This window comes from Larkinella knui, assembly GCF_003858645.1.
Classification (GTDB): domain Bacteria; phylum Bacteroidota; class Bacteroidia; order Cytophagales; family Spirosomataceae; genus Larkinella; species Larkinella knui.
In genome coordinates this window covers 158,750-181,082 of the sequence record NZ_RQJP01000004.1, presented here as the reverse complement: position 1 = coordinate 181,082, position 22,333 = coordinate 158,750, and the positions used below count along the sequence as shown (strand labels likewise).

Annotated in this window: 21 protein-coding genes; 12 read left to right on the top strand and 9 right to left on the bottom strand. The window is 51.7% G+C overall.

Annotation, left to right across the window (positions count from 1 at the left end; genetic code table 11):
- Positions 1-12 precede the first annotated feature (12 nt).
- Positions 13-3,201 (bottom strand): SusC/RagA family TonB-linked outer membrane protein, encoded by a 3,189-nt coding sequence (locus EHT87_RS19190; RefSeq protein ID WP_229321180.1) that lies wholly within the window; start codon positions 3,199-3,201, stop codon positions 13-15.
- A gap of 196 nt (positions 3,202-3,397) precedes the next feature.
- Here EHT87_RS19190 and EHT87_RS19185 point away from each other — a divergent pair, with 196 nt between their 5' ends.
- Positions 3,398-4,090 carry a FadR/GntR family transcriptional regulator gene (locus tag EHT87_RS19185; protein ID WP_124908284.1) on the top strand — a complete coding sequence of 231 codons (693 nt, stop codon included), beginning with the start codon at positions 3,398-3,400 and terminating at the stop codon, positions 4,088-4,090.
- 160 nt (positions 4,091-4,250) lie between these two features.
- Complete coding sequence (locus tag EHT87_RS19180) at positions 4,251-5,828, top strand: M81 family metallopeptidase (RefSeq protein ID WP_124908283.1); 1,578 nt, start codon at positions 4,251-4,253, stop codon at positions 5,826-5,828.
- A 187-nt stretch (positions 5,829-6,015) separates the two neighbouring features.
- On the opposite strand, the gene EHT87_RS19175 is transcribed toward EHT87_RS19180, so the two are convergent.
- Both EHT87_RS19175 and EHT87_RS19170 read right to left on the bottom strand, forming a co-directional pair.
- Entirely contained in the window at positions 6,016-6,597 is a 582-nt protein-coding gene (locus tag EHT87_RS19175; RefSeq protein ID WP_124908282.1) for a hypothetical protein, read from the bottom strand.
- 28 nt (positions 6,598-6,625) lie between these two features.
- Complete coding sequence (locus EHT87_RS19170) at positions 6,626-7,564, bottom strand: CPBP family intramembrane glutamic endopeptidase (protein WP_124908281.1); 939 nt, start codon at positions 7,562-7,564, stop codon at positions 6,626-6,628.
- A 160-nt stretch (positions 7,565-7,724) separates the two neighbouring features.
- Here EHT87_RS19170 and EHT87_RS19165 point away from each other — a divergent pair, with 160 nt between their 5' ends.
- Entirely contained in the window at positions 7,725-8,486 is a 762-nt protein-coding gene (locus tag EHT87_RS19165; RefSeq protein ID WP_124908280.1) for an SDR family NAD(P)-dependent oxidoreductase, read from the top strand.
- Between the two features lie 48 nt (positions 8,487-8,534).
- Here EHT87_RS19165 and EHT87_RS19160 read toward each other — a convergent pair whose 3' ends face one another.
- Positions 8,535-9,467 (bottom strand): polysaccharide deacetylase family protein, encoded by a 933-nt coding sequence (locus tag EHT87_RS19160; RefSeq protein WP_124908279.1) that lies wholly within the window; start codon positions 9,465-9,467, stop codon positions 8,535-8,537.
- Positions 9,468-9,586: 119 nt separating this feature from the next.
- On the opposite strand from EHT87_RS19160, the gene EHT87_RS19155 reads away from it, so the two are divergent.
- From EHT87_RS19155 to EHT87_RS19130, 6 genes are all read left to right on the top strand, one after another.
- Positions 9,587-10,480 carry a DMT family transporter gene (locus EHT87_RS19155; protein ID WP_124908278.1) on the top strand — a complete coding sequence of 298 codons (894 nt, stop codon included), beginning with the start codon at positions 9,587-9,589 and terminating at the stop codon, positions 10,478-10,480.
- 4 nt (positions 10,481-10,484) lie between these two features.
- The gene (locus EHT87_RS19150; RefSeq protein ID WP_124908277.1) at positions 10,485-11,705 is read left to right on the top strand and encodes an acyl-CoA dehydrogenase family protein; all 1,221 of its coding nucleotides are present in this window, start codon (positions 10,485-10,487) and stop codon (positions 11,703-11,705) included.
- Complete coding sequence (locus EHT87_RS19145) at positions 11,698-12,768, top strand: phosphotransferase family protein (protein ID WP_124908276.1); 1,071 nt, start codon at positions 11,698-11,700, stop codon at positions 12,766-12,768. Before EHT87_RS19150 ends, EHT87_RS19145 begins: the two co-directional genes overlap by 8 nt.
- 2 nt (positions 12,769-12,770) lie before the next feature.
- The gene (locus EHT87_RS19140) at positions 12,771-13,745 is read left to right on the top strand and encodes an NADPH:quinone oxidoreductase family protein (protein ID WP_124908275.1); all 975 of its coding nucleotides are present in this window, start codon (positions 12,771-12,773) and stop codon (positions 13,743-13,745) included.
- Between the two features lie 35 nt (positions 13,746-13,780).
- Positions 13,781-14,950 (top strand): acyl-CoA dehydrogenase, encoded by a 1,170-nt coding sequence (locus tag EHT87_RS19135; protein ID WP_124908274.1) that lies wholly within the window; start codon positions 13,781-13,783, stop codon positions 14,948-14,950.
- A 171-nt stretch (positions 14,951-15,121) separates the two neighbouring features.
- Positions 15,122-16,048, top strand: coding sequence for an AraC family transcriptional regulator (locus EHT87_RS19130; RefSeq protein WP_124908273.1), 927 nt, complete (start codon positions 15,122-15,124; stop codon positions 16,046-16,048).
- Positions 16,049-16,133: 85 nt separating this feature from the next.
- On the opposite strand, the gene EHT87_RS19125 is transcribed toward EHT87_RS19130, so the two are convergent.
- The 4 genes from EHT87_RS19125 to EHT87_RS19110 all read right to left on the bottom strand — a co-directional run bounded on the left by EHT87_RS19125 (position 16,134) and on the right by EHT87_RS19110 (position 18,445).
- The gene (locus EHT87_RS19125; protein ID WP_124908272.1) at positions 16,134-16,922 is read right to left on the bottom strand and encodes a phosphoglycerol geranylgeranyltransferase; all 789 of its coding nucleotides are present in this window, start codon (positions 16,920-16,922) and stop codon (positions 16,134-16,136) included.
- A complete protein-coding gene (locus EHT87_RS19120) occupies positions 16,885-17,343 on the bottom strand; it encodes a hypothetical protein (RefSeq protein ID WP_124908271.1) in 459 nt (152 codons plus the stop codon). The genes EHT87_RS19125 and EHT87_RS19120 overlap by 38 nt, the downstream gene beginning before the upstream one ends.
- An 87-nt stretch (positions 17,344-17,430) precedes the next feature.
- Complete coding sequence (locus EHT87_RS19115; RefSeq protein ID WP_124908270.1) at positions 17,431-17,856, bottom strand: phage holin family protein; 426 nt, start codon at positions 17,854-17,856, stop codon at positions 17,431-17,433.
- Positions 17,857-18,061: 205 nt separating this feature from the next.
- On the bottom strand, positions 18,062-18,445 hold the full coding sequence (locus EHT87_RS19110) for a TraR/DksA family transcriptional regulator (protein ID WP_124908269.1): 384 nt from the start codon (positions 18,443-18,445) through the stop codon (positions 18,062-18,064).
- Between the two features lie 336 nt (positions 18,446-18,781).
- Between EHT87_RS19110 and EHT87_RS19105 the strand changes: the two genes are divergently transcribed.
- The 3 genes from EHT87_RS19105 to EHT87_RS19095 all read left to right on the top strand — a co-directional run bounded on the left by EHT87_RS19105 (position 18,782) and on the right by EHT87_RS19095 (position 21,321).
- On the top strand, positions 18,782-20,056 hold the full coding sequence (locus tag EHT87_RS19105; protein WP_185716287.1) for a Glu/Leu/Phe/Val family dehydrogenase: 1,275 nt from the start codon (positions 18,782-18,784) through the stop codon (positions 20,054-20,056).
- Positions 20,057-20,236: 180 nt separating this feature from the next.
- Positions 20,237-20,896: a phosphatidylserine decarboxylase family protein gene (locus EHT87_RS19100; RefSeq protein WP_124908268.1), complete on the top strand. Its 660-nt coding sequence runs from the start codon at positions 20,237-20,239 to the stop codon at positions 20,894-20,896.
- A 47-nt stretch (positions 20,897-20,943) separates the two neighbouring features.
- Positions 20,944-21,321 (top strand): DUF5618 family protein, encoded by a 378-nt coding sequence (locus EHT87_RS19095; protein WP_124908267.1) that lies wholly within the window; start codon positions 20,944-20,946, stop codon positions 21,319-21,321.
- Positions 21,322-21,399: 78 nt separating this feature from the next.
- Here the strand turns inward: EHT87_RS19095 and EHT87_RS19090 are convergent, their stop codons facing one another.
- Complete coding sequence (locus EHT87_RS19090; protein WP_124908266.1) at positions 21,400-22,089, bottom strand: outer membrane beta-barrel protein; 690 nt, start codon at positions 22,087-22,089, stop codon at positions 21,400-21,402.
- Positions 22,090-22,333 lie beyond the last annotated feature (244 nt).

The following is a 22,333-nucleotide window of genomic DNA, read 5'->3' as shown; positions in this document are numbered from 1 at the left end:
ATCTTTCCCGGATTAAAATGACACATTCAGACCCACAATGAAATTTCTCGGAACCGGATACCGCCCGTTATCCTGCCCGCCTTCTTCGGGATTAAGCCCGGAATATTTTGTGAAGTATTTGAGGTTATTGGCCGTAACATTCAGTCGCAGGTTGCTAAGTCCAAGTTTGGACGTCAGCCCGGCGGGCAGACTATATCCGAGCGTAATTTCCCGAATGGCCAGAAAATTACCTTTCTCAAAATAGTAGGAATTCTGTCGGAAGAGGTTGCTCTGAACCTGCTGATCGGCGTAGTAATACCGGGCAATATCCGTTTGATCACCCGGTTTTTGCCACGAATTCAGAATATCAGTCGACGCATTGTTTTCGCCCACAAACTGGCCGTTGTACAAAGCCCGCGTGTAGTTGTAAATCGTATGGCCGAGCGTATAATCGGCCCGGGCCGTCAAACTAACACTTTTAAACGACAGCGACGTCGTCACACCGCCGGTCACGGTTGGGTAGATATTCCCCAGATAAACACGGTCGTACGAGTTGATTTCGCCGTTGCCATCCACATCCAGCCAGTTGACGTCGCCCCCAAATTTGGTCTTGCTGGCCAGCGGCACAATGATGTCCCTGGGTGCGGCAGCGGCCTCCTCATCGGTTGCAAAGATGCTAACCTGCTTGTAGGCGTAATAATCACCGATTCGGCCCCCTTCCTGTAAGCCCCCGCGCCACTCGTTTTTACCCGTTTCCGGATCGTAAACAAGTACTCCGCCCACCCGGTTTCGCTCGTTGCCGTTGGCCGGAAGTTTCAGGATTTTTTGCTGATTGGTGGCAATATTAAAGCTGGCGTTCCAGTTGAAACCCGACTCGGACCGGAGGATATTCCCGGAAATCTCCACTTCAATACCCTGATTCTGGAGACTGCCGTAGTTGGTCAGAATGGATTGAAAGCCGGTTTCCAGCGGCAATTCCAGGTTGGTGAGCAGGTTATCCGTCCGCTTTCTGAAATAGTCGACCAATAAATTGACCCGACCGTTGAACAAACCAATGTCCATCCCGACGTCGTACGTCTGCGTCTGTTCCCATTTCAGGTTCGAATTGGGAATAACGGTATTCTGAATGGCCGCCGTGCCGTCATACCGCGAACCCACGCTGTAAGTACCCTGCGCCTGAAAATCACCGAGTTGGCCCAGGTTTCCATTTACGCCGTAACTCGACCGGAGTTTTAACGTGTTCACCACCCGTGAAAGTCCGGCCTCTTTCCAGAACGATTCGTTGTGGATATTCCAGCCCACCGACGCTCCCGGAAACAACCCCCATTTGTTGTTCTGTCCGAGATTGGAAGCCCCGTCGTAGCGGGCATTCAGCGACAGTAAATACTTCTGGGCGTAATTATAATTGGCCCGTCCGAAAAAGCTGATGATTCGCTGGCTGGTAATAGTACTGCTAACGGCGGTTGGGGTAGCGGAAGCGTTCAGCGTCGGAATAAGGTCTGTGGAAGCGCCCTGACCGGTTGCCGATAAGGTCGATATTTTCCGATCAAAATACGAACTGCCGAGCATGAAGTCCATGCCATGCTGGCCCCTGCTTTTCGTGTAATTCAGAATGGCGTCGACCTGCTGTTGCCAGTGCGTACTGCGCGCTCCGGTGGCTACCCGCGAATCGATGAAGGATAAGGGGCCATTCAGGTACGATTTTTGAAAGGAGTTGTTATCGGTTTCGATCACGTAGAGCGACGTCGAGGGTTCAAACGTCAGCCCCGGCAGGATGTTCCAGGTCAAACCGCCCCCGAGCGTCAGACGATACAAATGATTATCCGTGGCATACCGGCTTAACTGGTACAGCGGGTTGCCAATCGACCGGGCGTAGCCAGGGGCCATCGTTCCATCTTCAAAATACAGTTTGGCGGTGGGCGGAAGGGCCAGCGCACGCTGAAAAATCTGGTTTTCGTTAAAAACCTGGTTATTTCCAGAATTGGTAAAATTGGTAAACGCGTTGACTTTCAGTTTTTCCCGAACCTTCAAATCACCGCTGAAATCGAAGGTAAACCGGCGAAAATCCGTGTTTATCGCAATTCCCTGTGATTTGAGATATCCAACGCCCAGATTATAACTCCCTTTCTCGGTACCGCCCATAGCGCCCACATAATAGTTCTGGGAAACGCCGGTCCGGAACAGCAGGTCCTGCCAATCGGTATTCTGAAAAATAAGGGTTTTGGTGGGATCGGCGGGGTCGGGAATGCTCTCCCAGCCTTCGCTCAGTTTATGCTGATTCTGGGGCGAAAGGTATTGCACCGTCGAATAGGTACGGTTTGTCAGGTCGTTGCCGGTTCCGAAACTGTTGGCAAGCCCCAGAAGATTCATCCGCTCCGGGATCTTTTTAGCCGAGTTCAATACGCCTAACCTTCCGTAATATACGTAATCCCGCGCCGACATCATGTTGTACCGTTTGGCCAGTTGCGAAAACGTGGTATTCTGCCGGAACGTAATCAGCATCTTTCCGGCTTTACCTTTTTTAGTGGTGATAATAACCACGCCGTTGGCCCCTCTGGCGCCATAAATGGAAGTGGAGGAGGCATCTTTCAAGACTTGCAGGGTTTCAATATCGTCGGCATTGATGTCGTTCATATCCGCCCGAATCACGCCGTCGATGATATACAGGGGTGACGAACCGTCCGGATTGTTGATCGACGTTCCGCCCCGAATAATGACGCGGGGAGCGGCTCCGGGCTGCCCCGTTGTCGTCTGCACCCGAACGCCCGGCAAGGTTCCCTGCAACGCCGATGCGGCATTGGCGTACGGAATGTTTTCCAGCACCTTATTATCCAGCTTTGAAATCGAGGTCGTGACCGTTTCGCGGGATTGCGACCCGTAACCTACCACAACTACCTCATTCAGGGTTTTCTGATCCGGTTCGAGAACGACATCTACGTTGGTTTGATTACCAATGGTGACTTCACTCGTTTTGTAACCAATGTAACTGAAAACCAGCACTTTGTCTTTAGCAGCATTGATGGTAAATTTTCCGCTGGCATCAGTCGTCACCCCGATTTGGGTTCCTTTCACCACCACGGTGACAAAAGGTAACGGAGCCTTGTCAGCACTCGATGTCACCATACCTTGTATGCTTTGCTGCTGGGCACTGGCATTAACTACCAGCAAAAAGCAACAACAGAGCATAAAAGCCGTAAAAATGGTTTTTGGCAGTGTCTTCATGTAGTAAATAGTTAAATCATAGAAGGATGTAGTGAAACCCGGCTTTAATGACAAATTAAATTCTATCTTTACATTTGTCCTACAAATATACTAGTCGTATTTTAATTACAATGAAATTGTATAAAAAAAGATATAGCACATCAACCAGTGAAGTAATCCCAGGGCATTGCATTACATTTGCACCAAAAAATAAGATATGAATAGTAAATTGGGCCTGCTGGAACCGTTGGAGAGTTTGTCGATGACGGATCGTGTTGAGAATATACTACGCGAATATTTTACCGAGAATGCCTTTAAACCCGGCGATGCGCTGCCAAATGAGCTGGAAATCGCCCAGAAACTGAATGTAAGCCGCAATGTGGTTCGGGAAGCACTGAGTCGGCTCCGGATGCTGGGGATGGTTGAAGCCCGGCCACGGCGGGGCATGATCATGTCTCAACCGGATGTATTGGGCGGGATTGAAAAAGTCCTCAATCCGTTCATTCTGAGTCAAAGTAATCAGCAAGACATCTTCGAACTGCGGCTAATTCTGGAAATGGGAATCGCCGAATTCCTCTTTGCCCGAAAAACAGATAAAGATCTGGACGAACTGGAGTTAATTGTTGAAAAACAGAAAAAACTGCCGGTTCTTTCCAAAGAAGACGAGATAGAATTTCACGGGAAACTATACGATATGACGGGCAATGAAACGTTTCAGCGGTTTCAAAGCCTGCTATTTCCGGTTTTTGAGCACGTCTTTGCTACCTTATCAAAGCAGGAAGAACAGGCGGTGATTGCCGACCCGGTTTCCCACTACGACTTGTTCAGAGTGTTGAAAGAAGGCACACCCGAAGAATTTAGACAAGCGATGCGGGTTCATTTATCGGTTTATTATAATACGATCAAGTAATATTCTGCGGGTGAGAAGTACTATAAAAATACCAGGTAAAACCAATTAGGACGAACGGGTTACGGGCAGGTTTTCAACAGCGCCTTTACTTTATGGCCTCTATCCGTCTGGAAAATCCAAAAATACTTGCCCGGTTTTCTGAATACGCTAACTTGGGGGTATGAAACAGATTCTTTTAGGGCTTACGGCCTGGTTTTCTATCCTCGGTTCGGGATTGGCCCAATCGACCAACAAGGCGGGAGCCACATCGCTACCCCGAATCGCCATCGCCGGATTAGGCATCGAATCCAGTACATTTTCGCCCGCCGTTACCCACGAAGAAGCGTTTCATGCCCGCTACGGTCCGGAAGTCTTCAATGCCTATCCTTTCATGATGGCCATTTCGCCCCTGCGCAAACAGGCCCTCTGGCTCCCCGCAATCGTGGGTAAATCATTGCCCGGTGGCGCGGTGACGCGGGAAGCCTACGAATCGCTGGTCAACAAAACGCTGGATTCGCTCAAAAAATACGGCCCTTACGACGGGTTGTATTTCGATATTCACGGTGCCATGAGTGTTAAGGGCCTGGACGACCCCGAAGGTGATTTCATTACCCGGATCCGGAAAGTAATTGGTTATAAAACCCTCATTTCTACGTCGATGGACTTGCACGGCAACGTGTCGTGGCGGCTGGCCCAGAACACGGATCTGATGACCTGCTACCGCCTGGCTCCCCACGAAGATGCCATGCAAACCAAGGAGCGAGCCGTGGTCAACCTGCTGGAACGGATCAAAAGCGGCAAGGGAAAACCGGCTTACAAAGCCTGGATCCCGATTCCGATTCTGCTGCCGGGCGAAAAAACCAGCACCCGCATCGAACCCGGCAAGAGTCTTTATCAACAGGTGGCCCCGATGGCCGACCAACAGACGGGCATTGTCGACGCCGGTATCTGGATCGGTTACGCCTGGGCCGATGAGCCCCGCAACCACGCGGTGGTGATGGTAGTGGGCGATGACAAGGCAAAAGTGACCCAATCGGCCGAGAAACTGGCTCAGGCGTTCTGGCAGGTCCGGAACCAATTCGATTTTGTGGCCCCAACGGGCAAGCTGGAAGACGTTCTGGCCAAAGCGTTAGTCAGCCAGAAGCATCCTTTTTTCATCAGCGATACGGGCGACAACCCGACGGCAGGTGGCGCGGGTGATGTTACCTGGACCCTCACGCAGATTCTGGCACGGCCGGAGTTTCAACAGGCGGAGGGCCCTTCGTTGATCTACGCGTCCATTCCCGATCCAGAACTGGTGAAAAAAGCCCTGTCCGCCGGCGTTGGCGGACGGGTGGAAGGCCCGGCGGGCGCGCGGGTCGACAACCGGTTTGCTCCGCCGGTGATGCTCAAAGGCACGGTGGAATCGATCGTCAAGGGCGACAAGGATGCCGAGGTGGAAGTCGTCGTTAAAGTAGGCAGCGTCCACGTGATCGTTACCCAGAAACGCAAACCGTACCACAAGGAAATCGACTTCACCCGCCTGGGCCTTGCGCCCCGGAAAGCGGATATTGTGGTCGTCAAAATCGGCTATCTCGAGCCGGAGCTATACGCCATGCAGGCCGACTGGATCATGGCCTTGACGCCGGGGGGTGTGGATCAGGATCTGTTCCGGCTCCCTTACAAGCGCATCAAGCGCCCCATGTTCCCGCTCGATGCCGGGATGAAAACGCCGGATCTGGGGGCCAAACTGGTGCCGTTGTCGGGGGAAGGAAAGTAGGTGAAAATTCGCTACCTGTCGCAGGATACATCCCGTGCGGACTGATAGAAAGACCTATTTGTCGGCAGAAAGCTTCTGCTTAACACTTTTTACAAACTCGACCGACACGCCCGCGCTATCTGCGATCTGTTCGAGACTGTAATTCCGTTTCATCAGAAGACTGGCAACCACCTTACGTTTAAACACCTCAACGCGGCAGCCAAATTTTCTCAAGATAAGGCTCAATATGGTCCAAATCGCACTCCGACGTGATCGCGACCACCGACGGACGGGCAATAGTCAGTCGGGAACGTTGCTCGGGCTGACACCGGGCATTGTAACCAACGGCGCGAATCACCACCGCCACGCAATCGCCCAGTGGCCAGCTTTCGCTCTCCAGGACCAGGCGTTTCGCACGATCCCGATCGCACAGGGCCAGGCTGCTGGCGGGCTTGGCACGACCTTGACCGTGTTGCGCCACAAAAGCCTTTTGCAACGGCTCACCGTAGTCACAGGTCAGCCGAAATAACCGGTTTTCATGAAAGACGAGGAATAACGGAGCAATCCTAATCCCCTGCACCTCAATGGTATCGGCCTTAAAAACGCGAATATTCGCGCAGGGCAAGGCCAGCGTTCCTTTGACGACGACCAGCTCCTGCTCCTTGAAATCAACTCGGCGCAGCGAATCCGGCGTTGTGATGCCAATCCGAAACGGCCCCAAGCCAGCCTTCTCTGATTGGGCGTAGAGCGGAGACGTGAGCAGAGACAGGAACAGAACAAGGTTTTTCATGGATAGCAATTTCGTACGAAAACCGGGATTAGTTTCCCAACCCCAACTGCAAGAAAGCCGTCAGTTCCATCAACCACGCCACGCCCAGGTGAATGATAATACCGCCCCAGATGCTGCGGGTCTGGAGCGCAATGACGCCCAGAATGTAGCCGCCAAAAATGGAGCTGATGGTTTCGCCGGGCGGTTTTCCGAAGTGAATGAAAGCGTAGGTGATTACCATCGGAAAAACCGCCCCCCGGCCCAGAATCCGCGCCATGCCGATCACCAGAAAACCGCGGAACATCAACTCCGTCGGCACAAAATCCCAGCCGTACGCCAGTTCATACACCAACGCCGTCACCCATTCCGGTACGTTAAAAAACTCGTTGGCGTTGGTGTCGCGGTAGGTCGGGTAGGAATTCAGAAACGAGGGCTGGAACGATGCGTAGGTGATCAGTGGCACCATGCACAGCAGCAGAATAAAATAAATTTGCAGTCCTTTCCACTTCGGACGCATGCCGTAAAAACCGTTCGAGTCCTTCTCAATGAAATTGTAAAATACAACCAGCGGCAGAATAACCGTTAGCAGCGATTGCAGGTTGCGCAGGCAATAAAAAGCAAACTGGTAAATCTCACCACCGAATACGGAATGGCTCCATTCATTGAAACCGTAAAAACCGGCATACCAGCTGTAAATGGCCAGACCCGACAGGCTGTAAATCCAGAAATCCCGCCGTCGCCAGATATCCGGTCGCCGGTGGAACCGCGTCCACAAAAAAACGCCGGCGTAATATGCAAAGGCATACAGCAGGAAATAGAAAAGAATTCGGATGTTTTCGCCCCGGTAGGCATCGATGTAACTGTCTTCAAAATCCAGGTAATAATTGATGCTGATGCAAACCGCCAGAAACAGAGCGGCAGCGGCATACAAGTCGGCCCGAAAGTCGGCTTTCAGGTGTTCGCGGAGGTATCGGATCAAGTTACGCATAATGACCCAAAGTTGGTGGAAAGCCGCCAGCAAACCAACCCCGTTTCGCCCGCAAAGTCAGTATGTTCCGGTGAATCGGAACTTATACGCATTGAATTGTGGCGTTTTCACCACCGTAGTAAAATTGCGGCTTGATTGATCACCCCTGTCCATCCTTTTTATGCCCGACTTTTCAAATCAGGTTGCCTTTATCACCGGAGCCGGTTCCGGCATCGGACGGGCAACGGCGCTGGCCTTCGCCCAGGCCGGAGCGCAGGTTGTTGTAGCCGACATCGACGAAACCAACGGAACGCAAACCGTTCGGGAAATTAACCGGCTGCAAGGCCCCGAAGCCCGGTTTATAGCCTGCAATGTGGCTAGTCCGGAAGACGTTGATGCGGCCGTTCGGCAAACCGTCGAGCACTTCGGCCGACTGGACATTGGCATCAACAACGCCGGTATTGGGGGTGCCTACGCCCGGCTGGCCGACCAGACGCTGGACGACTGGAACCGGATGCTGGCCATCAATCTGAGTGGCGTTTTTTATTGCATGCAGGCCGAAATCCGGCAAATGCTGGCGCAGGGTGGCGGAAAAATCGTCAATCTTTCGTCCATTGCGGGCGTTCGGGGCATGATCAAAGGCGGTCCCTACAGCGCGGCTAAACACGCGGTTCTGGGCCTGACCAAAACCGCAGCGCTGGAATACGTCCGCCAGAACATCCGCGTCAATGCCGTTTGCCCGGTTTACACGCATTCGGCGATGGTCGATGAACTCATCAACAGCTCGCCCGAGATGGAACAGCGGATGCGCCGGGTGATTCCCATCGGGCGTTTTGGCCAGCCGGAAGAAATTGCACAGGCTATCCTGTGGCTTTGTTCGGATGAAAACGCGTTTTGTACGGGTCAGGCCATTCAAATGGATGGGGGTCTAACGGCGGGTTGATGGATGGATGGGTAGAGACGCGATTAATCGCGTCTCTACGAATCGCGTCTACGGATTTTCGGCCCATTTGATCACCATCGCCGGAACCTCCGGTTCGCCCTTAAAAAAAGCCCCTCGCTTGCCCTGCGTGAGCGCCCAGCGGTGCAGCCACGAAATACCGCCTTTGCCAATGTACCCATCTTTCGAACGGTAGGCGTCGTCTTTCAGGGCTTCGTCCAGCGGGATAAACGTGTAACCGCTCTGGCTCAGCCGTTTCAGCAAATCGCCCATATAAACCGCATTGATCGTATTGGCGTGCGTCAACAACGTCTGCGGAATTTGTCGACCAAAGAGCGAATCCGACTGCGCTTCATAATAGCGAACGTAGGCCGTCATGTAGTCCAGATACTGCCGGCCAACTTCGGCCGCCGATGCGGTATCGCCTTTCAGGAGCGCGTTGTCATAGGCGTGGGAAAACTGAAAATCGTAGTTATCGACCGTTACGGGCGCTTCGCGGTAATTATGCTGCACCAGAAACCGCTCAAGCGAGTCTTTTTTGGCGGGTGTTTCGCCTTTGCGAAGGTACGGATGCCGGAAAAACCGGAACGGTTTGCCCCGCTGTTCCACCAGTTGTTTGGTAGTTTTCTCTCCGCCAAGCACATCATCAACATACTCCTGAGTCGAAATAACGGTAAAGTCTTTGTGTAAAAAGGTGTGATTTCCGAGTTCGAGCCCGGCATCGAGCCACAACTTCAGTACATTGACCTGGTTCGGATCAGGAGCGCCATCCCGGTACAACCACTGCGAAATCACAAAACCGATGGCCGGAACGCGGTAATTCTGAAAATGCCGGACCAGCTTTTGATTCATGATCAGCCGACCATCGGGTGTCCGGTAATAACTGGTAACGCCCGGCAGATCATCGACAGTAATCACGATTTTTTTCTGCGCCCAAAGCGGGGAGACCAGCACCATAAAAAGCATAAACAGTCGAAAACGCATATCAAAGACCAGTTGGCTGGACAAGGTTATGAACTAAAAAAGGAGTTTCTGACTAAATTTTCAGTAAACTTTCGTATTCTTAACGGCACCGACGGGCTTGCTGGTGCATCCATTTCCGTATGCTCGTAGTTGTCCTCACTTTAACCACCGCAGCCATTGTTGTTCGCATCGTGTCGAGTCCGTTGTCGAATGTTTTTCAGAAGCAACTCACCCAACGCGCTGCCGAACCCCTGTTTGTCTCCTCCGCAACCTATGGCTTTTTGAGCATATTAACAATCTCGTTCTGGCCTCAGCTGGATTTACTTCGTCTGCCTCCTGCGTTCTGGTTGGATGTGCTCGTCTTCAATTTGATCGGCGTATTGGGTAATGTACTTCTAATCAAAGCCATACGAACCGGCGAACTGTCTGTTCTCGGCCCGATCAATGCCTACAAATCGGTCGTCAGCATGGTCCTGGGAATCCTTTTGCTCGACGAAATCCCCAGTTGGATGGGCGTTGTCGGGGTTGCGCTGATTGTGGCCGGCAGTTACGTAGTATTGGGTTCGGGCCAGCCCGGACGCGGTTTTTCGCTCGATATTCTGAAAAAACCGGAGATTCAGTTTCGGCTCATCGCGCTGGTTTGCTCGGCCGTCGAAGCGGTTTTTATCAAGCGGGCCATGCTCTTGTCCACGCCCATGACCACCTTTGTGCTCTGGTGCGTGCTCGGTTTTCTGTTCTCCTTTGGCTGGGTCGTTCTGACGCTAAGGAGTCGCTGGAAGGAACAGATGGCGGTTTTTTCTGCTCAAAAAGGAACGTACGCAGCCCTGTTTGTCGCAACCGGTCTGATGCAGTTTTCAACCAATACCGCCTTCGGTGGGATGCAGGTGGGGTATGTGCTGGCCCTGTTTCAAACCTCGGCTCTGTTGAACGTTCTGTTCGGTTATCAGTTCTTTAAAGAAAAAAATATCGTTCAAAAGCTCATTGGAGCGGTCATTATGGTGACGGGAGCCGTATTGATAGTAGTTTTTAATTAAACGCATGGAAGACCTCTTCGCCACCGACCGAATCCGCGACCTGATGCCCCGCATCCGGGACTTCATCGAAACCGAAATCATCCCGCTCGAAACCGCCGAACACCTGACCGGGCCCTTTTCGACCGTGGCCGCGATTCTGGATCAAAAACGCGAGCTGGTCAAAAAAGCCGGTTTATGGGGGTTGCAACACGGGACCGACGAAGGCGGTTTGGGCTTGACCCTGTGCGAGTTCGGGCAAATCAGTGAAGTACTGGCTACCAGTCCGTTCGGGCATTATACCTTTAATTGTCAGGCACCCGACATTGGCAACATGGAGCTGATGCACAAACACGCGCCGGACGAACTCAAAAAGCGGTTTCTGGAACCGCTCAAAGCGGGCCACATTCGTTCCTGCTTTTCGATGACCGAGCCGGAATTTGCCGGTTCCAATCCCACTCAATTGGGCACGACGGCTGTCTTGGATGGTGACGAGTACGTCATCAATGGTCACAAGTGGTTTACGTCTTCTGCCGATGGGGCAGCTTTTGCCATCGTCATGGCCGTTACCAACCCCGGTGCCGCCCCCCACCGCCGGGCCAGCATGATCCTGGTGCCGACCGACACCCCCGGTTTCCGGCTCGTCCGCAACCTTTCCATCATGGGCGATCCCGGTGATCATTGGGGCAGTCATTCGGAAGTGGTTTACGAAAACGTTCGGGTGCCGGTCGAAAACCGCATTGGGGGCGAAGGGCTGGGTTTTGTGCTGGCGCAGGAACGGCTGGGGCCGGGCCGGATTCACCACTGCATGCGCTGGATCGGCATCAGCGAACGCTGCTTCGATCTGATGTGCCGACGGGCTGCCACGCGCGAAATTGAACCGGGTGTTCGCCTGGGTGAAAAGCAGTTTATTCAGGGATTTATTGCCGAAAGCCGCGCCGAAATCGATGCCGCCCGGCTGATGGTTTTGCGTACGGCCCACAACATCGACCGTTTTGGAGCCGCGAGCGTACGCAACGAGATTTCGGCCATCAAGTTTTTTGTCGCCAACATCATGCTGAAAGTGGTCGACCGCGCCATTCAGACGTTCGGCGCGATGGGCATTACCGACGATCTTTTGCTGGCCTGGTATTACCGGCACGAACGCGGTGCGCGGATTTACGACGGCGCCGACGAAGTCCATAAATCGGCTCTGGCGCGGAGCATTTTGAAAGACTACGGTTTGGATGTAAAAAAGAAAAATGGCTGAGCTGACACCCGATTCCGCCACGAGCATCCGCCCCGGCGAAGAACTCGACCTGACCACGTTGACTGCGTTCCTGAATGATGCGGTTCCCGGTTTTGGGATGATTACGGCTTGCGGCCAGTTTCCCGGCGGGTATTCCAATTTAACGTATCTACTCAAAACCGGCTCGCAGGAATACGTGCTCCGCCGACCGCCATTTGGCGCAACTATCAAAGGCGGCCACGATATGGGCCGCGAATTTCGCGTTCTGTCGCTGCTTCAATCGGCGGGCTACCCGAAAATTCCGGAACCGGTCGCATTTTGTGACGATGAATCGGTTTTGGGATGCCCGTTTTACATCATGAAACGCGTTTCCGGTATCATTCTGCGGGCGCAAACCGCTCCGAAAATGAGTCTTTCAGAAGAAATTATGCGTCGCGCATCCGAATCGCTCGTCGATAACCTGGTTCAACTTCACGCGCTCGCTATTCAGAATACCGGTCTGGTGCAGTTGGGAAAACCGGAGGGGTACATTCGCCGGCAGGTCGAAGGCTGGCACCGTCGCTACCTGGCTTCACAAACCGACGATTTGCCCGACATGGACGAATTGGCCCGCTGGCTGACGGCACATTTACCACCCGAAAATCCACCAACTTTGCTCCATAACGACTACAAATACGACAACGTCGTTTTAAATCCCGACGACCTGACCGACATCCGGGCGGTGCTGGACTGGGAAATGTGTACGGTGGGCGACCCGCTCATGGATGTTGGCACCGCCCTCTCCTATTGGGCTGAACGGAACGATGGCCCATTTGAGAAGTCGTTCAATCTGACGTGGTTGCCGGGAAACTTGACCCGTCAGGAATTTGCCGATCGCTATGCCGAAGGCAGTGGCCGCGATTTGTCAACCATTTTGTACTATTATATATTTGGGTTGTTCAAGAATTCGGTGGTGATTCAGCAAATTTACAGCCGCTATCAAAAAGGACTCACCCAGGACCCCCGGTTTGCGGGCTTACTGGCGGGCGTTCGGGCACTGGCCCGCAAAGGCGCACAATCCATTGAACACCACAAAATGATTTAACCATGAAAGCCGTCCTCTGCCGCCAGTATGGCCCGCCCGAAACCCTGATCGTGGAAGAAACCGAATCGCCCAAAGCCGCGAAGGGAAAACTGGTGATTCAGGTCAAAGCCTGCGGGGTCAATTTTCCCGACACGCTGATGATTCAGGGCAAATACCAGTTTAAACCGCCGTTTCCGTTTTCGCCCGGCGGAGAAGTGGCCGGTGTGGTGACAGAAGTCGGCGAAGGCATTACGCATTTGAAACCGGGTGATCCCGTCTTTGCGCTGACGGGCTGGGGCGGTTTTGCCGAAGAAGTGCTGGCCGACGGTTTTAAGACGTTCCCCCTTCCGCCCGGTATGGATTTTGTCACGGCGGCCTCGCTCATGTATACCTACGGCACGTCGTACCACGCCCTGAAAGACCGTGCCAAGCTGCAACCGGGCGAGACCCTGCTGGTGCTGGGAGCCGCCGGGGGCGTTGGGCTGGCCGCTGTCGAACTCGGCCGGATGATGGGCGCGAACGTCATTGCGGCCGCTTCGACCGACGAAAAACTGGAACTTTGCCGCCAGACCGGCGCGCGTGACGTCATCAATTACAGCCGCGAAGACTTGCGCGAACGGATCAGGGAACTAACCGGTGGCGCGGGCGTCGACGTCGTTTACGATCCGGTTGGGGGAAGCCTCACCGAAGCGGCTTTGCGGTCCGTCAGCTGGCGCGGGCGGTATCTGGTGGTCGGATTTGCCGCGGGCCAGATACCGGCCATTCCCCTGAATTTGCCGTTGCTGAAAGGTTGTTCGGTCGTTGGCGTCTTTTGGGGTTCTTTTGCCGAAAAGCAGCCAAAAGATAATTTTAAAAATGTTCAGGAGTTACTGACGTTTTATAAAGAAGGGCAGATGAAACCGCATATTCAGGCGCACTATCCGCTCGAAAAAGTTTCTCAGGCGCTCAATGAAATGATCAACCGTCAGGTGATGGGAAAATTAGTCATTACACCCTGATTGTTTAGTTACAAACCCAAATCCCTTCACAACGCATGGCAACATCCACCCTCGAATTATCCGGACTTAATTTTAACTTAACTGAAGAACACCAGGCGGTGCAGGAAGCTGCGCGGGATTTTGCGCAAACCGAACTGCTGCCCGGCGTCATCGAGCGCGACAATGCCGCCAAATTTCCGGCCGAGCAGGTTCGGCGCATGGGCGAACTGGGCTTTCTGGGGATGATGGTGTCGCCCGACTACGGCGGTGGCGGTATGGATACAGTTTCGTACGTGATTGCAATGGAAGAAATTTCCAAAGTCGATGCGTCGTGTTCCGTGGTCATGTCGGTCAATAACTCGCTGGTCTGCTGGGGTCTGGAGCAATTTGGCAACGAAGAGCAGAAACAGAAATACCTGACCAAACTGGCTGCGGGCGAAGTGATTGGGGCCTTTTGCCTTTCAGAACCGGAAGCGGGGTCAGATGCAACTTCCCAACACACCACGGCCATCGACCAGGGCGATTATTACAGCCTGAACGGTACCAAAAACTGGATTACGAACGGCGGTTCGGCCAGTACGTATCTCGTCATGGCGCAAACCGATGTTGCCAAAAAACACCGGGGCATCAACTGCCTGATTGTTGAAAAAGGCCAGGACGGTTTTGTAGTCGGGAAAAAAGAAGACAAAATGGGCATCCGGGCGTCGGATACGCATTCGCTGATGTTTACGGATGTAAAAGTTCCGAAGGAAAACCGGATTGGCGACGATGGTTTTGGCTTTAAATTTGCCATGTCAACCCTGAACGGTGGCCGGATCGGGATTGCGGCCCAGGCTTTGGGAATTGCGTCGGGGGCTTACGAACTGGCGCTGAAGTACGCGCAGGAGCGTCAGTCGTTCGGCAAGAAAATCTTTGATCATCAGGCGATTCAGTTTAAACTGGCCGAAATGGCGACCAAAATTGAAGCCGCCCGGCTGCTGGTTTACAAAGCCGCCCGCCTGAAGGATGAACACAAAGATTACGTGCAGGCGGCCGCCATGGCCAAGTTGTATGCGTCGGATGTTGCCATGTGGGCTACCACCGAAGCCGTACAGGTTCACGGCGGCTATGGCTACGTAAAAGAGTATCACGTAGAACGGTTAATGCGTGATGCCAAGATTACCCAGATTTATGAGGGTACGTCCGAAATCCAAAAACTAGTAATCGCCCGGGAGCTGCTTAAATAGAACTTTTTTACCGTTAGCACAATTTTTTCAAAAAACACGCGCGATACTTTATTGGTATCGCGCTATTTTTTTTATCTTTTCGCAAGAACGAATGTTGTATTAGATTTGTACAATTTATTAGTTTTGTGCAACTTTGCAATTATTCTCATGTAGATACATCACTTTCCCCATATGGAAGACTATAATAAGATTATCGAATCGCTGGGTGTGAAGTTCATCAAGGCCCGAAACATCCGCATTTTACAGCCCATCACCATCAAAAACTATTACGATGTTGAAAATACATTGACCGTTCTGTACAACGGCGAAGTATCGTTCGGCGAAGAAAAAGTAAAGGTGGAAACCGGCGACATGCTGTTTATTCCGGGCGGCAAACACATCACCGTCACCTACGGCGACGCTTCGCAACCCAAAACCGTCTCGAATGAAGAATTTATGATTCATCGGGAGCTGTATTTTGAAGCTAACCGCGATCCGCAGAAAATCGCCAATATGCCAAACTCGTTCGGCTACGTGTCGTTCGAAGCCAAGGTGTTCGATTCGGTCAACTTCTTCAACTCGCTGGATGTTCCGCCGTTCATCATCAAACGGGAAGATTCGCTGGTTCAGACCATCAACCAGATTCTGGCCGAAGAAATGCTGGACACGGCGGGGAAAGGTCGGATCATCAAAATCAAGACGGAAGAAATTGTTATCGAAGTCATTCGGTATATTCTGAAAAACCGCCTGTTCGTTGAGCAGCTGGTGACCAACAGCACGTATTTTAAAGATCCGCGTCTGATCGACATCTTCGCTTATATCAAAGACAACCTCGGCGGTGATCTGTCGAACAAGGTACTGGCCAATGTCGCCAACGTATCGGAAGATTACGTCGGGCAGTATTTTAAAATGCTGACCGGTATCAATCCGCAGGATTACATCGAATACCAGCGGATGGAAGCCGCCGTTGGTCTGCTCCGGACGTCAAAGAAAAGCATCCGGGCCATTGGTGCCGAAGTCGGTTACAAAGATACCGCCTATTTCTGCCGCCGGTTCAAGATGATGTTTGGAATTCCGGCCGGCAAAATGCGCCGTCGGGAGTCGCTGATGAACGTTTAACGAACCAGCGAAAAGTATTTAAGGGGCGTAAAAGCCGCCGGAGTGTAAATTCCCGGCGGCTTTTACGCCCCTTTTTTATTCCTTGTCAGGCCAGTTGCCGGTTTACTTCCTGAACAGCGGCTGCAATTTCGGGCAGGAGTTCCGGGTTTTTCTCGATACCGTTCCCGACCACGATCACATCGGCACCGGCTTGCAGAGCGGCCACCGCCCTTTCAACCGAGTTGATGCCTCCGCCAACTACAATGGGCGTATCGACACAACTACGCACAGCCGCAATCATTTCCGGCGAAACCGGCCGCCGGGCCCCGCTGCCCGCGTCCATGTAAATCAATTTCAGTCCGAGCATTTCGCCCGCCATGGCGGTACAGGCCGCCACACCCGGTTTATCGTGGGGCAAAGGCGTTGTATTGCTGATGTAGGAAACCGTTGTTTGTACACCACTATCAACGAGCATGTAACCCGTTGGCAGGATTTCCAAACCACTTTTCTTGAGTAAAGGAGCGGCAATGACGTGCTGCCCGATCAAAAACTCAGGATTGCGACCCGAAATGAGGGAAAGTAGCAGAATGGCATCGGCACTGGGCTCGATATGAAGACTATTGCCGGGAAACAGGATCGCCGGAATAGGCGTATACGTCCGAATGGTTTCAATCACTTCCCGCAGAATGAAGTTGGTAATCAGGCTACCTCCCACAAAAAAGAAGTCAACCCGGTTTTCAACACTCCGAATCAGCAGGTCTTTAAACGAATCTTGCTCGATCTTATCGGGGTCGAGCAAGACGGCAAATGATTTTTGCCCTGTTTCCTTGCGGCTATACAGGGTATTGAGTAGCAGGTTACGGGTATTGGCCTGGTTCTGGTTGTGTGGTTGCATTATTCTGACGTAAACGCGAAATAAACTCCGTTACCTGCTGACGGGCCAGATTGGTCAAAATTGACGTCACGATCCCGGTGATAGCACCACCAATGGCCGATTTTGCAGGAGCTTCCTCAGCGGCTTTCGCAGCCCGTCGTACGTGAGCGCGTGTACTGCCTCCTGAGTAATCGTCGGCCGCTTCGTAGTCGTCATCGTCATAATCGACGTCGTTTTTATGCGACTTCGGCAAGACGATACTGGCCACTACATAGACGGCTAAACAGACTCCAGCCACCAACGCCACGGTTTTTCCCACTTCTGTGGCATCATCTTTTAGTGCCTTGACGTTGGTTTCAATCGAACTTTTATACTGCTCGGTGGCTTCCATCAACTCGGCCCGTCGGGCCGATGTATCTGAAAAGGGCACATTTGGATCCATAATTGAGCGTTCTAAAATTAGTAAAAAAATGGATTGACTTATGATAAAGCTGACTACTTAGTTATTATTCGCGGTTAATTAGCGGTTTTATTCCTTAATTGGCCTGCTCTCATTGAGCGATTCCCGCGTTTGGGTCATCAAATCCTGGATGGTTTCAGCCCGTTCTTCCGCTTTTTTCTCCTGCGCACTTTTAAGCATATTGTAGGTCATCTTCCGCAGCATGCCTTCCACGGGTCCCTTGGCAAAGGCCCAGATGAGCGTCAAAAGAAGAAAAAAACCGGCAACAATCAGAAATCCTAAATAGCGGCTGTCCAGCACTTCATTCAGGTAAGCGGCTAATAACGAGAATAAAAATATGGTTGTGATGGTGATCAAAAACCCAAGCACAATACCATGCACGGCATTCAGGGCAATGTTTTCAACCTGATTGCGCGTCTCCAGTTTGAATAATTCAATCCGCGCTTCCAGGTACTTGAAGATACTTTCCCTGATCTCTTCTATTTTCTCTAACATAGCGGTTTGTCATTAATGGCTGCTGTAGTAGTACCAAATATGGCTTATTTTGTTTGGAAAAAGTTTTCTAAACAAACCGTTTTTCCATTTCCTTCTTTTTATTGGACGAAAAGATAGAAAATAGTCATCCTGGATGTATAAAAAAAATCCCGCTTCGGTTGCGAAGCGGGTGATTTACAGGGCTTATTTTTAAAACGGCGCCGAATTACGACCGTTTCAGTTTTGCTTCAATCGTCTGCTGGGTGTGTGGAACGGCGCGCAGCCGTTCTTTTGGAATCAGCCGACCCGTATCGATACAAATGCCGTAGGTTCCGTTTTTGATACGAACCAAAGCCGCTTCCAACTGCTGAATAAACTTTTGCTGGCGGGCCGCCAGTTGGCTGAAGTTTTCGCGCTCACTGGTGTCGGCACCGTCTTCCAGTAATTTGGACGTCCCCGACGTATTATCGGTACCACTGTCGTTACGCTTGCTAAGCGTTTCCTTGATGTAATTCAGCTCGTTGCGGGATGCTTCTAACTTCTGGCTAATCAGCACCTCGAACTCTTTTAGCTCCTCTTCCGAGTACCTTTTCTTTTCTTCCTGAACCATAGCACTGATCAGCTAGTTAAGTGGGTAAAATGTCTTCCGTCGATGAAACAACAAAATTACAACTCTCTTGATTATTTTTCAATCAATAGGAGTTACCGTTAAAAAAAAAGTTCAAAAAATAGTCATTGGTAAATACCCGGAAACACCAATCAATATTTGGCTGGTTAACGGCTTGTTTATGACGATGTTTGGTATAAAATAGGTCCGGTAATACATGCTTTCGGAACCCGGAATTATACTAATTCACGAAAAAATAGTTCTTAAGTGACATCGTTATCTTTTTTGGTAAGTTTGCTGTGGCTCCATGACAGATTTGCCAACTAAATAAATAGTATTATGGCTTATATAGAACCAGCTCCCATAAAAGATAAAGAGAATCCGCTCGAGTCCATGATGTCGCGGTTCGATGCCGCAGCCCGAATGCTGGGCATTACGGAAGAAATGTACTACATTCTGAAGGTTCCGGCGCGGCAGGTCATGGTGGGTCTGCCCATTACGATGGACAATGGATCGATCAAGGTTTTTGAAGGTCACCGCGTTATTCACTCCACGATTCTGGGCCCGTCCAAAGGCGGCATTCGGCTCGATCCGGCCGTCACGCTCGACGAAGTGCGGGCCCTGGCCGCCTGGATGACCTGGAAATGTGCCGTAGTAGACATTCCCTACGGCGGGGCCAAAGGCGGTATTGCCTGCAACCCGCGTGAGATGTCGGCCGGCGAAATTGAGCGATTGATCCGGGCGTATACCGTGGCCATGCTCGACGTTTTTGGACCCGACCGCGACATTCCGGCCCCCGACATGGGCACCGGTCCGCGCGAAATGGCCTGGCTGATGGATGAATATTCCAAATCGCGGGGCATGACCATCAATGGCGTCGTGACCGGAAAACCGCTCGTGCTGGGTGGTTCGCTGGGCCGTACTGAAGCAACCGGGCGCGGAGTGACGGTGGCGGCTTTGTCGGCCATGGACAAACTTCGCATGAATCCGTATCGTTCTTCGGCGGCCATTCAGGGTTTTGGTAACGTCGGTTCGTTTGCCGCCGAGCTGCTGCACGAACGCGGGGTGACCGTAATGGCCATCAGCGATGTGACCGGCGGTTATTACAACAACCGCGGAATCGACATTAGCGCGGCTCTCGCCTACCGCAACGCCAACAAAGGCACACTCGAAGGCTTTAACGGTGCCGAGCGCATTACGAACGAAGAATTGCTGGCGTTACCAGTCGATGTGCTGGTGCCGGCGGCTAAGGAAGATGTCATTACGGCGGAAAATGCGGATTCCATTCAGGCGAAAATGATCGTGGAAGGTGCCAACGGCCCCACTTCAGCGAGTGCCGACGACATCATCAACGAAAAAGGAATCATGGTTGTGCCGGATATTCTGGCTAATGCCGGGGGCGTAACGGTTTCGTATTTTGAGTGGGTACAAAACCGCATTGGCTACAAGTGGACGCTCGACCGGATCAACCGCCGGGCCGACCGCAACATGAAAGACGCCTTCGACCGCGTGTTTGAAACCTCCCAGAAGTATAAAGTTTCGATGCGGCTGGCCGCTTACATCGTTGCAATTGACAAAGTAGCCAGCACGTATAAATACCGGGGCGGTTACTGATCGACCGGTTTTGGATTTCAGATTACCCTCGATAACCGGCTCAAATCGCCATCGGTGGTAGTCTGAAATCCGTGTGCCTATCCGAATTGAATGTCGCTAACAAATTGGAGCCAATGTAGTTTGTTTCGTACCTTCACCGCTCTAGCCCAATTTGCAAGACGCAATTCATTTTCCAATCGTATGACTATCCACAAGGAAGGATATCAAATTTTGTTCTGGACAGCCTTTATTCTGTTAGCAGTCAATGTTTTATCCGTCTTCTATTTATTCACCGGCAATCAAACCGCCAGCACGCTCATTCTGATTGTTAGTGTGGTTTTGTTTTTTCTGGTCCTGCAATTTTTTCGGAAACCCCGCCGAACCACCCCACTGAATGATAAGCATGTTATTTCCCCCTGCGACGGCACGGTGGTGGTTATCGAAGAAGTGAATGAGCCGGAATATTTCAAAGAAGCGCGTCGGCAGGTGTCCATTTTTATGTCGCCGTTGAATGTCCACATTAATTTCCATCCCATAACCGGCACGGTCAAATACGTAAAGTATTACCCCGGAAAATACTTAGTGGCCTGGCATCCCAAGTCGAGTACGGAAAACGAGCGGACTTCGGTGGTCATTCAGGCTAAAAACGGGGCCGAAATTCTCCTTCGCCAGATTGCCGGGGCGCTGGCCCGGCGAATTGTCTGGTATGCCAAAGAAGGCCAACCCGTTGAGCAGGGCCACGAGCTGGGTTTCATCAAATTCGGTTCCCGCGTCGATCTGTTCCTGCCGCTGGATGCGGAGGTGAAAGTCAAGATTGGCGAGAAGACGAAAGGTGGTGTGACGGTCGTGGCGGATTTGTAGGTGACTAAATGCGCTTGTACGCGTCAAACCTATTCAGAATTCAGGATATGAATACCGTACAGGAAGCCAAACGATACCTCGATAACGCCCGAGAAATTTTGCGAGAGAAAGCCCACAAAGAAGAGGGCTATTATCTGGACACGAAATATGTTAAAATGGCTGGGCATACCGCCTACGTGGGTGTCTTGGTAGCTTTAGATGGTTTATTGGGAAAGAAAGGGAAAGGTCGAAAAGGTGTCGATTGGTATAACCAACAACTTTCCGGGTTAGATAAGAGGCCTTTGCGTTCTTTTGTTGGAGCTTATGATACGTTGCATTTATCCATGTCGTATGATGGTAATCCACTGGCAAGTGTTGCTGCTGCCGGTTTAGCGGAAGCCGAAACGATTATAAAATGGGTTGAGAGCCGGACGGTTGAAGCTTAAAAAAGCCTGTTTTTCAACATAAAAACCGCCCGGTTCTGCAAGACCGGGCGGTTTTTATGAATCGCAACGTTCCCAATTCTAGAAAGTGTACTTCAACTGAGCCTGCACGCCTACCTGCCAATCCCGATAATGGCTGAAGTCATGCTGCATTGGGTAGCCCGTGGGCTTTGATTTGAGCTTTTGCAATTGATACAGCACCGTCGGCTGAACAATGATCGACCACCTCGAATTGATCCGGTATTGGGCACCAAGGCCAACCAGAACATTCGTATTGACTTTGCTGGAATGCGCTACCGTGAGGTCAGTCGTATTCTGATACGGCCCAATGGCTTTTCTATAGTTCATGCTAAAGACCAAACCCGTTGACAGGTAAGGTGAAAGGCGGTGTTTAGACGGCGAAAAATTGATCAATACCGGTAGTTGCAGATTATTGTATTCCGCCCGGCGGGTAGGTTCTGCTTCATAAGCAACGCCATTTCTAAAGGCCTGAAAATCGAGGTGCCCGGTCGAGCGGTTGTACCACAAGCCCGACGAAACCGACCAGTTGCGATGAAACTGGTAGTTAGCCGTCAGCCCGACCGTTCCCCCTTTGTCGTTGGCGATTACCTTGGCACTGCTGACATCGTCATTACTGCTGTAAAAATTAGAGATTACATCCAGCTTTCGCTGCGTTGGGGAAATGGTAGCCGACAAAGAAAACCGGCCCTGGCCAAAAACGAGCGTTGAACTGGCAACTACCAGCAAAAGTGCAATCGGTAAAGCTTTCATAGAGTTTTAGAAGAGACGTTAGTAAATAGAGAATGCATCTTTTCCAAAGAGAAAGCCTGGGGCTGAAAGGTTGTAAGGGCACGCCGGATTTAACATTTCTTATGAATACGCCCGCCCGGAATAGCGCTGGTTTTCAAATTGGTTCGGATTATAAACCCGTTACAGAACCGGTCAGGATTGCAAATTCTGCTTAGCGGATTGGCGGAATCGCCCCCGTATATTGTCGCTATTACCCCTCACTATT